The 13,737-nt window shown below is 71.3% G+C and carries 9 protein-coding genes; 4 read left to right on the top strand and 5 right to left on the bottom strand.

Annotated elements, in window-relative coordinates; all coding sequences use genetic code 11:
- Window positions 1-41: 41 nt before the first annotated feature.
- Window positions 42-2,771, bottom strand: a complete 2,730-nt coding sequence (gene ppdK, locus ABT009_RS28155; RefSeq protein WP_351300672.1) for a pyruvate, phosphate dikinase — start codon at window positions 2,769-2,771, stop codon at window positions 42-44.
- A 440-nt stretch (window positions 2,772-3,211) separates the two neighbouring features.
- Entirely contained in the window at window positions 3,212-4,423 is a 1,212-nt protein-coding gene (locus ABT009_RS28150; RefSeq protein WP_351300670.1) for an ROK family protein, read from the bottom strand.
- Window positions 4,424-4,553: 130 nt separating this feature from the next.
- Here ABT009_RS28150 and ABT009_RS28145 point away from each other — a divergent pair, with 130 nt between their 5' ends.
- Both ABT009_RS28145 and ABT009_RS28140 read left to right on the top strand, forming a co-directional pair.
- Window positions 4,554-6,167: an MGH1-like glycoside hydrolase domain-containing protein gene (locus tag ABT009_RS28145; protein ID WP_351300667.1), complete on the top strand. Its 1,614-nt coding sequence runs from the start codon at window positions 4,554-4,556 to the stop codon at window positions 6,165-6,167.
- Window positions 6,164-8,152: an amylo-alpha-1,6-glucosidase gene (locus tag ABT009_RS28140; RefSeq protein ID WP_351300665.1), complete on the top strand. Its 1,989-nt coding sequence runs from the start codon at window positions 6,164-6,166 to the stop codon at window positions 8,150-8,152. Before ABT009_RS28145 ends, ABT009_RS28140 begins: the two co-directional genes overlap by 4 nt.
- Before the next feature lie 34 nt (window positions 8,153-8,186).
- Here the strand turns inward: ABT009_RS28140 and ABT009_RS28135 are convergent, their stop codons facing one another.
- Together ABT009_RS28135 and dusB are read right to left on the bottom strand one after the other, a co-directional pair.
- Window positions 8,187-8,423 carry a hypothetical protein gene (locus tag ABT009_RS28135; RefSeq protein ID WP_351300663.1) on the bottom strand — a complete coding sequence of 79 codons (237 nt, stop codon included), beginning with the start codon at window positions 8,421-8,423 and terminating at the stop codon, window positions 8,187-8,189.
- 31 nt (window positions 8,424-8,454) lie between these two features.
- Window positions 8,455-9,618, bottom strand: a complete 1,164-nt coding sequence (gene dusB, locus ABT009_RS28130; RefSeq protein ID WP_351300660.1) for a tRNA dihydrouridine synthase DusB — start codon at window positions 9,616-9,618, stop codon at window positions 8,455-8,457.
- A 76-nt stretch (window positions 9,619-9,694) separates the two neighbouring features.
- Here dusB and ABT009_RS28125 point away from each other — a divergent pair, with 76 nt between their 5' ends.
- Window positions 9,695-11,152, top strand: a complete 1,458-nt coding sequence (locus ABT009_RS28125; protein WP_351300657.1) for an MFS transporter — start codon at window positions 9,695-9,697, stop codon at window positions 11,150-11,152.
- Here ABT009_RS28125 and ABT009_RS28120 read toward each other — a convergent pair.
- Complete coding sequence (locus ABT009_RS28120) at window positions 11,119-12,132, bottom strand: helix-turn-helix transcriptional regulator (RefSeq protein WP_502989974.1); 1,014 nt, start codon at window positions 12,130-12,132, stop codon at window positions 11,119-11,121. The genes ABT009_RS28125 and ABT009_RS28120 overlap by 34 nt on opposite strands.
- Before the next feature lie 110 nt (window positions 12,133-12,242).
- On the opposite strand from ABT009_RS28120, the gene ABT009_RS28115 reads away from it, so the two are divergent.
- A complete protein-coding gene (locus ABT009_RS28115; RefSeq protein ID WP_351300653.1) occupies window positions 12,243-13,682 on the top strand; it encodes an MFS transporter in 1,440 nt (479 codons plus the stop codon).
- The last annotated feature ends 55 nt before the right edge of the window (window positions 13,683-13,737 follow it).

Genomic DNA, 13,737 nt, shown 5'->3' with positions numbered 1-13,737 from the left:
CTCATGCGGTGGTCGGCGAACCGTCGCCGACCACCAATGAATCAGCGGTTGTCGCTGCCCTTCGCCGTGGATGCCGCGCGCCCCGCCTCCAGGCGCGCCACCGGGATCCGGAACGGCGAGCAGGAGACGTAGTCCAGGCCCACCTCGTGGAAGAAGTGGACGGACTCCGGGTCGCCGCCGTGCTCACCGCAGACGCCGAGCTTCAGGTCGGGACGGGTCTCGCGGCCTGCCTTCACGGCGTTCCGTACGAGCGAGCCCACGCCGTCCTTGTCGATGGTCTCGAACGGGGAGACCCCGAAGATGCCCTTCTCCAGGTAGGCCGTGAAGAACGAGGCCTCGACGTCGTCGCGGCTGAAGCCCCAGACAGTCTGCGTCAGGTCGTTCGTGCCGAAGGAGAAGAACTCAGCGGCCTCGGCGATCTGACCGGCCGTGAGCGCGGCCCGCGGCAGCTCGATCATCGTGCCGAGCGCGAGCTTCAGCTCGATGCCGGTAGCGGCCTGGACCTCGGCGATGACCTGCTCGGCCTCGTCGCGGACGATCTCCAGCTCCTGGACGGTGCCGACGAGCGGGATCATGATCTCGGCGCGCGGGTCGCCCTTGGCGTTCTTGCGCTCGGCCGCGGCCTCGGCGATCGCCCGTACCTGCATGGTGAACAGGCCGGGGATGACCAGGCCGAGGCGTACGCCGCGCAGGCCCAGCATCGGGTTCTGCTCGTGCAGCCGGTGCACGGCCTGCAGCAGCCGCAGGTCGTTCTCGTTGGCGTCCTTGCGGGACTCGGCGAGCGCCACGCGGACCGACAACTCGGTGATGTCGGGCAGGAACTCGTGCAGCGGCGGGTCGAGGAGGCGGACGGTGACGGGCAGGCCGTCCATCGCCTCGAAGAGCTCGACGAAGTCCTGCCGCTGGAGCGGCAGAAGGGCCTTGAGCGAGTCCTCGCGCTCTTCGTCGGTGTCGGCGAGGATGAGCCGCTCGACGTACTCGCGCCGCTCGCCGAGGAACATGTGCTCGGTGCGGCACAGGCCGATGCCCTGGGCGCCGAACCGCCGCGCCCGCAGGGCGTCCTCGGCGTTGTCGGCGTTGGCGCGGACGCGCAGCCGGCGCACCCGGTCCGCGTAGGCCATGATCCGGTGCACGGCGGCGACCAGCTCGTCGGCGTCGTCGGCGCCCGCGTGCATGCGGCCCTCGAAGTACTCGACGACCGGGGACGGGACGACGGGCACCTCACCGAGGTAGACCTTGCCGGTCGAGCCGTCGATGGAGACGACGTCGCCCTCCTCGACCACCGTGCCGTCGGACGTGGTCATCCGGCGCCGCTTGGTGTCGACCTCGAGCTCCTCGGCGCCGCACACACAGGTCTTGCCCATGCCGCGCGCGACGACGGCGGCGTGCGAGGTCTTGCCGCCGCGGGAGGTCAGGATGCCCTCGGCCGCGATCATGCCGTCGAGGTCGTCGGGGTTGGTCTCGCGGCGGATCAGGATGACCTTCTCGCCGGACCGCGACCACTTGACGGCCGTGTACGAGTCGAAGACCGCCTTGCCGACCGCCGCGCCCGGGGACGCCGCGATACCGCGGCCGACCTTCTCGACCTTGGCGGACTCGTCGAAGCGCGGGAACATCAGCTGCGCGAGCTGCGCGCCATTGACGCGCTGCAGCGCCTCGGCCTCGTCGATGAGGCCCTGGTCGACGAGCTGCGTCGCGATACGGAAGGCCGCGGCCGCGGTGCGCTTGCCGACGCGGGTCTGCAGCATCCACAGCTGCCCGCGCTCGATGGTGAACTCGATGTCGCAGAGATCCTTGTAGTGGTTCTCCAGGGTCTCCATGATCTGCATGAGCTGGTCGTACGACTTCTTGTCGATCTGCTCCAGCTCGGCGAGCGGCACGGTGTTGCGGATGCCCGCGACGACGTCCTCGCCCTGCGCGTTCTGCAGGTAGTCGCCGTACACGCCCTGGTGGCCGCTGGCCGGGTCACGCGTGAAGGCGACGCCCGTGCCGGAGTCGGGGCCGAGGTTGCCGAAGACCATCGAACAGACGTTGACGGCGGTGCCGAGGTCGTGCGGGATGCGCTCCTGGCGGCGGTAGAGCTTGGCGCGGTCGGTGTTCCACGAGTCGAAGACCGCGTGGATGGCGAGGTCCATCTGCTCGCGCGGGTCCTGCGGGAAGTCGCGCCCTGCCTCGGTCTTGACGATCCGCTTGAACTTCGTGACCAGCTTCTTCAGGTCGGCGGCCTCGAGGTCGGTGTCGACCGTGACCTTCTTCGCCTGCTTGGCCTTCTCCAGCGCCTCCTCGAAGAGTTCGCCGTCGACGCCGAGCACGGTCTTGCCGAACATCTGGATGAGGCGGCGGTACGAGTCCCAGGCGAACCGCTCGTCGCCGGCCTGGGCCGCGAGGCCCGTCACGGACTTGTCGGAGAGCCCGATGTTGAGGACGGTGTCCATCATGCCGGGCATGGAGAACTTGGCGCCCGAGCGGACCGAGACGAGCAGCGGGTTGTCGGCCTGACCGAGCTTCTTGCCCATCTTCTGCTCGAGGGCGTCGAGGTGCGCACTCACCTCGTCACGCAGTGCCGCCGGCTCCTCGCCGCTGTCGAGGTAGACCTTGCAGGCCTCGGTGGTGATGGTGAAGCCCGGAGGGACCGGAAGACCGAGGTTGGTCATCTCGGCGAGGTTCGCACCCTTCCCGCCGAGCAGATCCTTGAGGTCCTTGTTGCCCTCGGTGAAGTCGTAAACGAACTTCACGCCCTGAGGTACGTGGGGATCTTTGTTTTCCGACACGGGACTCGACTCCTCGAGGACGCGGTGGCTGCCCTGACGGCGAGGAACATACCCAGATCGAAGGCACCTCGGTACGTCCACTTGCGCGTCATACGGCTGTAACCACCCGTCCGCCAGCAGATCGAAAGTGATGGGGCCGTTCAAGTTTGGGTGTCGATGTTTTCAGATCTTGAAAGAATCAACGCCCGTAGATGCCTCATTGCGCTCATTCGAGCGCCTGTTATCACACCTGCTTCCACTTCTTGAAGTCAAGATCGATGGCACTCAGTGCCACCATTTGGAGAAGTGCAGCCGCCCAAGATCCGCTCATCTGAGCGCACCAGCTATCAAGGGTGGCGAGAATCACGCTACAGACGGGGACTGGATTTCACTATCCGGACGGGGGCGGAACCCCTTCCGGTGCGCGGATGGGGCGGGACACGGTCCCGGTGCGCAGACCGTCACAGGCCCATGGCCAGCAACCGCTCCTCCACGCGCTCCGGCGCGTACAGATGCTCCACGACCAGCGCCCCCGCTCCGATGAGCCCCGCCCGCTCGCCGAGCCGCGAGGTGACCACGTCCAGGCGGGCCGTCGAGCGCGGCAACGCCCGCTGGTACAGCAGCTCGCGGACACCGGTCAGGAACGGGGTTCCGGCCAGGTCGCCCGCGATCATCAGCACGCCGGGGTTGAGCAGCGTGACCACGGTGGCCAGCACCTCGCCGACCTGGCGGCCCGCATCGCGCGCCAGCCGCACCGCCTCCGGATGCCCGGCCGCCAGCAGCTCCCGCACGTCCGAGCCGGACGCCGCCGGCACACTCCCCTCGGTCAGCCGCTGCGCGACGGCGCGCCCGCTGGCCACGGCGGCCAGACAGCCGTACGAGCCGCACTTGCACAGCGCGTCAGCGCCCTCCGGTACCCGTATGTGCCCGATGTCCCCGGCGCCCCCGTCGATGCCCCGGTAGATCGCCCCGTCGACGACGACGCCCGCGCCGATGCCGGTGGAGACCTTGACGAGCGCGAAGGCCGAGCAGTCCGGGTATCCGGTGCGCTGTTCGCCGTACGCCATGAGGTTCGCGTCGTTGTCGACGAGCACCGGCACGTCGGCCGGACCGCCCGCGTGCTCGGCGAAGGCGCGGCGCAGCCGCCCCCGTATGTCGTAGCCGTCCCAGCCCGGCATGATCGGCGGCTGCACGACGCGGCCGGTGTCGCTGTCCACCGGTCCGGGCACGGCGAGGCCTATGCCGCACACGCGGTCGGCGTGGGTGCCGGTCTGCTTCAGCAAGTCGGCGAACCAGCCGCCGAGTTCGGCGAGGACCGCTTCCGGACCCTCGTCGACGAGCAGCGGGCCCGTGTGCTCGGCGCGTACCTCGCCGGCGAGGGAGAGCAGCGCCACGCGCGCGTGGCGGGTGTCGAGGTCGGCGGCGAGCACCACCGCGTGGGCGTCGTCGAACTCGAGCCGGATGGAGGGACGCCCGCCGAGCGGCGAGGCCGACTTGTCGAGAGGGCCGGCCTCGCCCTCGCGCAGCCAGCCCGCCCTGAAGAGCCGGTCGAGCCGCTGGCCGACCGTGGCCCGGGACAACCCCGTCACCTGCTGCAGCGCACCACGAGTCGTCGCCCGTCCACTGCGCACCAGGTGCAGCAGATCTCCGGCGCTCGCCTGGCCCCCGGCCATGTTTCCTCCTTCTGAACCCTCTTGCGTTGGGCAACTCCACATTACATATTGGGTTTTGCGTGTTAAATAGACGTAACCCTACGGTACCCATTGCCGAACTGGTCGGCCGGACGTCTTCGGGGAGACCTGCGTGGAACGCACAACCCAGCTCACCGCCCGTCGCAGCGGGCACGGCAGCACCGTGCGCACCGCCGCCTCACCCCCTGTTCCCAGCCATGGTGAGATCGCGCATACCGGAGCGATTGCATTCAATCCCGCGGACTCCGCACGGTCGCTGCACCTCAGCGCCGCCCGGGTACTGGGGGCCAACTGGACCGGAACGTCCACCGTGCCCTCGCGCGGCCTGTATCCGCACCAGTGGTCGTGGGACTCCGCGTTCATCGCCATCGGGCTGCGCCATCTGTCGCCGTTGCGCGCGCAGGTGGAGCTGGAGACGCTCCTGGACGCCCAGTGGAGTGACGGCCGCATCCCGCACATCGTCTTCAACCCCGCCATCCCCCTGGATGCCTACTTCCCCAGCCCGGACTTCTGGCGCTCCTCCACCGCGGGCAGCGCGGCCGGCGCCCCGCGCACCGTACAGACGTCCGGCATAGTGCAGCCGCCGGTGCACGCCCTGGCCGCCTGGCTGGTGCACCGGGCCGACCCCGAGCTCTCCCGCGCCCGCTCGTTCCTCCCGCGGCTCTATCCGCGGCTCGCGGCCTGGCACCGCTATCTGCTGCGTCGCCGCGACCTGGGCGGCCACGGCCTCGCGGCCGTCGTCCACCCCTGGGAGCAGGGCATGGACAACAGCCCCGCCTGGGACGCGCCCCTCGCGCGCGTGGAGCCCGCGTCCACCCGCACCTTCCGCCGCGCCGACCTGGACCACGGCGCCGCGGAGGACCGCCCCACCGACCTCGACTACGGGCGGTACGTGCGCCTGGCGGCCGACTACCGCGACGGGCGGTACGCGGACGGGGCGGGGGAGTTCGCGGTCGAGGACCCGGCGTTCAACGCGCTGCTGATCGCCTCCGAGCACGCCCTGGCCCGGATCGCCGGCGAGCTGGGAGCGGCCGGAACCGCGCGGCACGCGCGCGCGGAGCGGCTGACGCACACGCTCGTGGAGCGGCTGTGGGACCCGGCCGAGGGGCTCTTCTTCTGCCGCGACCTGCGCGATCCCGCCGCCCGCGGCCGGGGCTCGCTCGTCCCGGCGCGCAGTGTCGCGGGGCTGCTGCCGCTGATCCTGCCGGCGCTCCCCCGGCCCGTCGCCAGGGCACTCGTGGACACCGCGCGCGGGCCGCACTTCGAGCTCGGCGGCAGCGCCCGCCTGGTGCCCAGCTACGACCTGAAGGGCCCCGCCTTCGACCCGCACCGGTACTGGCGCGGCCCGGCCTGGTTCAACACCAACTGGCTGCTTGAGCGGGGCCTTCGGCTGCACGGCGAGCGCCCGCTCGCGGACGGGCTGCGCTCGGCGCTGCTGAGGACGGCGGCCGACTCGGACTTCGCGGAGTACGTGGATCCGTACACGGGCGAGGGGTGCGGCGCGCACGGCTTCAGCTGGACGGCCGCGCTCACCCTCGACCTCCTGCACGGCGACGCGCGCGCCAGGAGGTTCCAGCGCGACGGGTCCGGTCGGTACGACGGGCTCCACCGCCACGACGGCTTCGACCAGTGCGACGGGTTCGGCCGGTACGACGGCATCGACAAGCACGACGACCTCGACAAGCACGACCGCTTCGACAAGGACAAGGGAGGGGACCGGCGATGACGGACCGGCATCATCTGCTCGTGCACGGCGGGACGTTCGCGGCCGTGGGCCACGGCGGCGACATCAGCGGGGTGCGCGGCAGCACCTCGCCCGACGGGCTGTTCGTGCGCGACGCTCGGCATCTCAGCCGGTGGCAGCTGACGGTCGACGGGGCCGTGCCGGACGTCCTCACGCCGGTCGCGGACGGGCAGGACGGGCTGCGCGGACCGGACGGCTGGGGCGTCGCGGACGGGGCTGCCGCGGGCACGGCCCGCTGTGTGCTCGTGCCGCGCGGCGGCCGCCAGGAGCCGCCCGCGTACACGCTCTTCCGCGAGCAGGCCGTCGCGGACGGCTCGTTCGTCGAGGTGCTGCGCATCGCCTCCAACCGCCCCGTCCCGGCGACGGTCCGCGTCGGGCTCACCGTCGACGCCGACTTCACCGACCAGTTCGAGCTGCGCTCGGACCACCGTACGTACGCGAAGACGGGCGCGGTCCGCAGCCGGCGGGTCCTGGAGGACGGTGTCGAGTTCAGCTACCGGCGCGGGGAGTGGCGGTCCTGTACCACCGTCACCTCCGAGCCCGCGCCGGACGGCGTCGAGGAGACCGGGACCGGCGCCCGGCGCCTCGTCTGGACGCTGGAGCTGGAGCCGGGCGCCACGGCCGAGCTGACCCTGCGCGTCGCGGCCTGCCCGCACGGCGCCGCCGAGCCGCGCGTGCCGCTCTCCCCGTCCGCGGCCGCCTCCCAACTGGCCGACATCGAGCGGGATTTCACCGACGGCATCGCCCTCCCCGACGGCTGGCCGGAGCTGGCCGCCGCCTGCGCACGGGGCCTCTCCGACCTGGCCGTCCTGCAGGTCCCGGCGACCGGGCCCGACGGCGAGGAACTGCGCGTACCGGCGGCGGGCGTCCCGTGGTTCCTCACACTGCTCGGCCGCGACGCGCTGCTGACCTCGCTCTTCGCGCTCCCCTACCGTCCACAGCTGGCCGCCGCAACGCTTCCCGCGCTGGCCGCGGTGCAGGCCACGGAGGCATCAGCGGGCACGGTCGCCCAGCCCGGCAAGATCGTGCACGAGGTGCGCCACGGCGAGCTGGCGCACTTCGGCCAGGTTCCGTACGGCCGGTACTACGGCTCGGTCGACGCGACCCCGCTGTTCCTGGTGCTCCTCGGCGCCTACGTCGAGCAGACGGGCGACGCGGCCCTGGCCCGCCGCCTCGAGCCGCACGCGCGCGCGGCGGTCGGCTGGATGCTGGACCACGGCGGGCTCACCTCGCGCGGCTACCTCGTCTACCGCGCGGACGAGGGCGGCCTCGCCAACCAGAACTGGAAGGACTCACCCGGCGCCATCTGCTCGGCCGACGGCAGCCGCGCCACAGGGCCGGTGATGGCCGCGGGCGCCCAGGGCTACGCGTACGACGCCCTGCGCCGCACCGCGCAGCTCTCCCGCACCGTCTGGGGCGACGAGGTGTACGCGGACCTGCTGGAGCAGGCCGCCGCCGACCTGCGCGACCGCTTCCAGCGCGACTTCTGGATGGCCGACCACGACTTCCCCGCGCTCGCCTTGGACGGCGACGGCCGGCACGTCGACGCGCTCGCGTCGGACGCGGGCCATCTGCTGTGGTCGGGGCTGCTCGACAAGGAGTACGGCAAGCTGGTCGGCCGCCGTCTCCTGGAGTCGGACTTCTTCTCCGGCTGGGGCGTCCGCACGGTCGCCGCGGGCCAGCCCGCGTACCACCCGCTGTCCTACCACCGGGGCTCGGTCTGGCCGCACGACAACGCCCTGATCGCCCTGGGCCTGGCCCGGTACGGCCTGCACGACGAGGCGCGGGTGGTGGCCCACGCCCTGGTCGACGCGGCGAAGGCCGACGGCCACCGCCTCCCGGAGGTCCTCGCCGGCTACGACCGCACGACGCACCCGTCGCCGGTTCCGTATCCGCACGCGTGCGTACGGGAATCGCGGTCGGCTGCGGCGCCGTTGGCGCTGCTCACGGCGGTGGGGGGCGCGTAGGGCCAGGGCTCGGTGGCCGATGGTCCGCAGCGCGTCAGGTCCGAGCTGAGCGCTTCTCTGCGCGCCGGTTCGCACGCCTCTTGCGATGGTGTTCGCCCCATGTGCCGAGCGTTATGGCGATGGCGGCGAACACCCCGGCCTCGATCACGTTTGCAGGCTCGTCGTCGATGACGTGGGAGACGCCCCAGACCATGATCGTCGTCACGCCCCATGCCACGGCCCAGTCAGCCAGCTGCTTCCTAGTGGGCCGGCGCCGCCCCCCGTTCACCATGGCCAGAGGATAGGCGGGGAGTCGGGCCGCGTCAGCCCCCGGAGGTGTCAAGCTCCGCCTCTTCGCCCACCCCGGCACAGTCATAGGGGTCGGCCAGCCATCCGTCCGGCAGCGCCACCCGGTTCTTCCCGGACGTACGCCCCCGGGGCCCATCCGCCCCCGCGGGCCACTCCTGGTCGAGATCCAATTCGGAGAGCCCCGCCTCGAGATCGGCGAGCGACGAGGCGACCGCGAGGCGCTTGCGCATCTCGGAGCCGACCGAGAAGCCCTTGAGATACCAGGCGACGTGCTTGCGGAAGTCGATGACACCGCGCGGCTCGTCACCGAGCCACTCGCCGAGCAGCGTCGCGTGCCGCACCATGACGGCCGCGACCTCGCGAAGAGTGGGGCGGGCAAGATCCTCGCGCCCCTCGAAGGCGGCGACCAGGTCCCCGAACAGCCACGGCCGCCCGAGGCACCCGCGCCCGACGACCACGCCGTCGCACCCGGTCTCGCGCATCATCCGCAGCGCGTCCTCGGCGGACCAGATGTCGCCGTTGCCGAGGACGGGGATCTCCGGCACATGCTCCTTCAGCCGCGCGATGGAGTCCCAGTCGGCGGTGCCGCCGTAGTGCTGGGCGGTCGTCCGCCCGTGGAGGGCGATCGCGGTCACGCCCTCCTCGACGGCGATACGCCCCGCGTCCAGGTAGGTGATGTGGTCGTCATCGATGCCCTTGCGCATCTTCATTGTCACGGGCAGGTCGCCGGCCCCGCCGACCGCCTCGCGCAGGATGGCCCGCAGCAGGTTCCGCTTGTACGGCAGGGCGGAACCGCCGCCCTTGCGGGTCACCTTGGGTACGGGGCAGCCGAAGTTGAGGTCGATGTGGTCGGCCAGGTCCTCTTCGACGATCATGCGGACGGCCTTGCCGACGGTCGCCGGGTCCACGCCGTACAGCTGGATCGACCGCGGGGTCTCGCTCGCGTCGAAGTGGATCAGCTGCATGGTCTTCTCGTTGCGCTCGACCAGCGCCCGCGTCGTGATCATCTCGCTCACGAACAGGCCCTTGCCTCCGCTGAACTCACGGCAGAGGGTGCGGAACGGTGCATTCGTGATACCCGCCATGGGAGCGAGCACGACGGGCGGCTGCACCGTGTGCGGACCGATCGAGAGCGTGGAGGCGGTCATGGCGGACTGTGCGGTGGACGGCGTGGGCATTTCCTCATTGTCGCCCACTCGTCCCGCGTCGGACGAAAGTTTTTAGTTAGGCGTACTACAGGAGTACCTTTACGGCATGCCCGAGCTGAGCCATCGCCAACGGATGCTCGTCCTGACCATCTGCTGTCTGAGCCTGCTGATGGTCAGCCTCGACAACACCGTCCTGAACGTCGCCCTGCCGTCCCTGCAGAGAGACTTCGACGCGAGCGTCGCGGGACTGCAGTGGACCATCGACGCATACACGCTGGTGCTGGCGTCGCTGCTGATGCTCGCGGGTTCGACCGCCGACCGCATCGGCCGCCGCCGGGTCTTCCAGACCGGTCTTGTCGTCTTCACCATCGGCTCGGCGCTCTGCTCGCTCGCGCCCAGCCTCGACCTCCTCGTCGTCTTCCGGATGGTGCAAGCCGTCGGCGGTTCGATGCTCAACCCGGTCGCCATGTCGATCATCACGAACACCTTCACCGAGCCGCGCGAGCGCGCCCGCGCCATCGGCGTCTGGGGCGCTGTCGTCGGCATATCGATGGCGGCCGGACCGCTGGTCGGCGGCCTTCTGGTGGAGTCGGTCGGCTGGCGCTCCATCTTCTGGGTGAACGTGCCGGTCGGCCTCGCCGCATTCCTGCTGACCGCGCGGTACGTCCCAGAGTCCCGTGCGCCGAAGCCCCGCCGCCCCGACCCCGTCGGGCAGCTGCTGGTGATCGCACTGCTCGGCAGCCTCACATACGCGATCATCGAGGCGCCCGCCGCGGGGCTCACCTCGCCGCTCATCCTGGCCTGCGCCGCGGTCGCGCTGTGCGCGCTCGTCGGGCTGCTTGCCTACGAGCCGCGGCGCGACGAACCGCTCATCGACCTGCGGTTCTTCCGCAGCGCTCCGTTCAGCGGGGCCGTCGGGATCGCCGTGAGCGCGTTCGCCGCACTCGGCGGCTTTCTCTTCCTGTCCACGCTCTACCTCCAGAACGTACGCGGCCTGGACGCCCTCCACGCCGGTCTGTGGATGCTGCCCATGGCAGCGATGTGCTTCGTGTGCGCCCCGCTATCCGGGCGGCTGGTCGGCAGCCGTGGGCCGCGGCTTTCGCTGCTGGTCGCGGGCGTGACGATAACGGCGAGCGGCCTTCTCTTCGCGGCGTTCGAAGCGGAGACGGCGAACTCCACGCTCCTGATCGGCTATGTCCTGTTCGGCGTCGGCTTCGGCTTCGTGAACGCGCCGATCACCAACACCGCGGTCGCCGGGATGCCGCGCGCGCAGGCCGGCGTCGCCGCCGCGGTGGCCTCCACCAGCCGGCAGATCGGCGCGACGCTCGGCGTGGCGGTGATCGGCGCGGTGCTGGCATCGGGCGTGCGGGGCTCCGCGTACCGCGACAGCTTCGTCGCCGCCGCGAGCCCCGCCTGGTGGATCATCACGGCCTGCGGCCTGGCCGTCCTCGTCGTGGGCGCCCTGACGAGCGGCGCATGGGCACGTCGTACGGCCCGGCGCACGGCGGAGCGCCTGGAGACGGCGGAGATTCAGCAGGCGGCGGGGGTCCCAGACCGCGCATAACCAGCGTCCGCGTCCTGCCCGTCGGCGAGCGCCAGCGCGTGCAGCTTCTCCAGCCGCTCGCGCGACTCGGCGTCCGTCGGCGCGTACGTCACCAGGCGCGGGCCGTGCGCGGGGCCCAGCCAGAGGTCGGTGTGGTCCAGGGTGAGCAGCCCGACGTCGGCGTTGCGGAACTGCTTGGTCTTGCTCTGCGCCCCCAGCACCTCGTGCCGCTCCCACGCCTCGCGGAACTCCGGCGACTCCGACTCCAGCCGCTTGAGCAGCATCTTCCAGGCGGGCTCGGCGAGATGCCCGGCCATCGCCGCCCGGAACTTGGCGGCCATCAGCCGCATCGTCTCGTCGAGCAGCACGATCGACGACCGCCACTCCGCGTTGGTGAACGCGAGGATCATGCCGTTGCGGTCCTCGGACGGGATCGTGTCGAGGTTGCACAGCAGCCGCCCGTACGTGCGGTTGTACGCGAGGATGTCGTACCGGCTGTTCTGAATGCAGGCCGGCAGCGGCTCCAGCTGCTCCAGCACCTGGCGCAGCGCCGGGGTGATCGACGGGCAGGGCGTGCCGGGCGCGGGGTCGGCGGCGCCCGCCAGCTTGAAGAGGTGGGCGCGCTCGCTGGGATCCAGCAGCAGGGTGCGGGCCAGCGCGTCGAGGACCTGGCCGGACACCTGGATGTCCCGGGCCTGTTCGAGCCAGGTGTACCAGGTGACGCCGACCGCGGAGAGCTGCGCTACCTCCTCGCGTCGCAGGCCTGGGGTGCGCCGGCGGCGTCCGCGCGCAAGCCCGACCTGCTCGGGTGTGATGCGCTCACGGCGGCTGCGCAGGAACGCGGCGAGCTCGTGCCGCCGCACCTCGGCCGCTCCCTCCGCGACCTCTGCGGACTCCAGGGGCTCCGCGGACTCCACGGCCTCCGTGCCGGCCGCGGTCTCCGTGGCCGCCACCAGGGACTCCCGCTCCCTCGCCTGCGGCGTCATCATCTGTGGCGTCATGGTCGTCATGCCTCCAGCCTGCCGAACCGCCGAGCCTGTTTCCAGGTACTCCTTCTACCAGGATAAAGAGACTCTGGTACCAGTCTGAGTTCCGGACCAGGCTGACGTACGTGAGCGAATCCGGAACAACAACCCTGGCAACCGCAGTCCGCTCCCCGACCGCCGCGCCGCCTGCGCTCGACGGACTCGGCCTCTTCACCGTCCTGCTCGGTGCGGCACTCCCCCTCATCGACTTCTTCATCGTCAACGTCGCCCTGCCGACGATCGGCCACGACCTGGCCGCGAGCGAGTCGGTACTGGAGCTGGTCGTCGCCGGATACGGCGTCGCGTACGCCGTGCTGCTGGTCCTCGGCGGCCGGCTCGGCGACATGTTCGGCCGGCGCAGGCTCTTCATCGGCGGCATGGCGGCCTTCGGTCTCACCTCGCTGGCGTGCGGTCTCGCCCCGGACGCCTGGACCCTGGTCCTGGCACGGGCGGCACAGGGCGCCTCGGCCGCGCTGATGCTGCCGCAGGTGCTGGCAACGATCCAGGCGGCGACGGCCGGGCAGCGGCGCGCACGGGCGATGAGCCTGTACGGCGCCACCGCGGGCCTGTCCATGATCGCCGGGCAGATCCTCGGCGGCGTCCTGGTATCCGCCGACATCGCGGGCTCGGGCTGGCGGTCGGTCTTCCTGGTGAACGTCCCGGTCGTACTGGCCGGTCTTCCGCTCGCGGCACGCGTCGTACCGGAGACCCGCTCCCAGCACCCGGAACCGATCGACGGACCGGGCACCGCACTGCTGGCCGTGTCCCTGCTGACGCTGCTCGCGCCGCTGACCGAGGGGCGCGCGGCCGGGTGGCCGCTGTGGACCTGGGTGTCGCTGGCCGTCTTCCCGTTCGCGGCGATCGCGTTCTACCGGGTGGAGCGCGGCGCGGAGCGAAAGGGGCGTACGCCGCTGGTGCCGCCGAGCCTGTTCGGGCTGGTGTCGCTGCGGCGCGGCCTGGTGATGATCGTGCCGTTCTCGATCGGGTTCAGCGGATTCATGTTCGTCATCGCGGTGTCGCTGCAGCAGGGTGCGCGGCTCGACCCGGTGGCGGCGGGGCTCGCGCTGACGCCGATGGCGGTCGTCTTCTTCCTGACATCGCTTGCGGGACCGCGGCTCGTCGCCCGGTACGGGACACGCGTGGTGACCGCGGGCGGGCTGATCCAGGCGGTCGGCCTCGCGCTGATCGTCCTCGCGGCGTGGCGGAGCTGGCCGCACCTGGGCTTCGTGGAGCTCATGCCGGGCGCGGCGGTGGCGGGCATGGGCCAGGCGATGCAGCTTCCGCTCCTCTTCCGGATCGTCCTCTCCGAGGTCCCGGCGGCCCGCGCGGGCGTGGGCAGCGGCGTCATGATCACCACCCAGCAGTCGGCCCTGGCTCTGGGCGTCGCAACGCTCGGCACGCTGTTCGTGTCACTGGTGCCGGGCATGGGCATGCGGGACGCGCTGATGGTGACGCTGCTGGTGCAGCTGGCGGGGGTGGCCCTGACGACGGGGCTGAGCCTGCGGCTGCCGCGCGTGATCGGGTGACAGGACACCGAAATGACAGCTGACAGATATTGAAATCTGTCAGCTGTCATGCCAT

It is taken from the genome of Streptomyces sp. NPDC002896, from assembly GCF_040295225.1.
Lineage (GTDB): Bacteria > Actinomycetota > Actinomycetes > Streptomycetales > Streptomycetaceae > Streptomyces.
The sequence above is the reverse complement of the archived record's forward strand: the minus strand, read 5'-3'. Positions and strand labels throughout refer to the sequence as shown.

What these genes read in the sequence shown, in the direction of transcription:
- ABT009_RS28140 (WP_351300665.1), top strand. Translation starts at nt 6,164, where the DNA reads ATGACGGACCGGCATCATCTGCTCGTGCACGGCGGGACGTTCGCGGCC.
- ABT009_RS28125 (WP_351300657.1), top strand. Translation starts at nt 9,695, where the DNA reads ATGCCCGAGCTGAGCCATCGCCAACGGATGCTCGTCCTGACCATCTGC.
- dusB (WP_351300660.1), bottom strand. Translation starts at nt 9,618, where the DNA reads ATGCCCACGCCGTCCACCGCACAGTCCGCCATGACCGCCTCCACGCTC.
- ABT009_RS28150 (WP_351300670.1), bottom strand. Translation starts at nt 4,423, where the DNA reads ATGGCCGGGGGCCAGGCGAGCGCCGGAGATCTGCTGCACCTGGTGCGC.
- ABT009_RS28135 (WP_351300663.1), bottom strand. Translation starts at nt 8,423, where the DNA reads ATGGTGAACGGGGGGCGGCGCCGGCCCACTAGGAAGCAGCTGGCTGAC.
- ABT009_RS28120 (WP_502989974.1), bottom strand. Translation starts at nt 12,132, where the DNA reads ATGACGCCACAGATGATGACGCCGCAGGCGAGGGAGCGGGAGTCCCTG.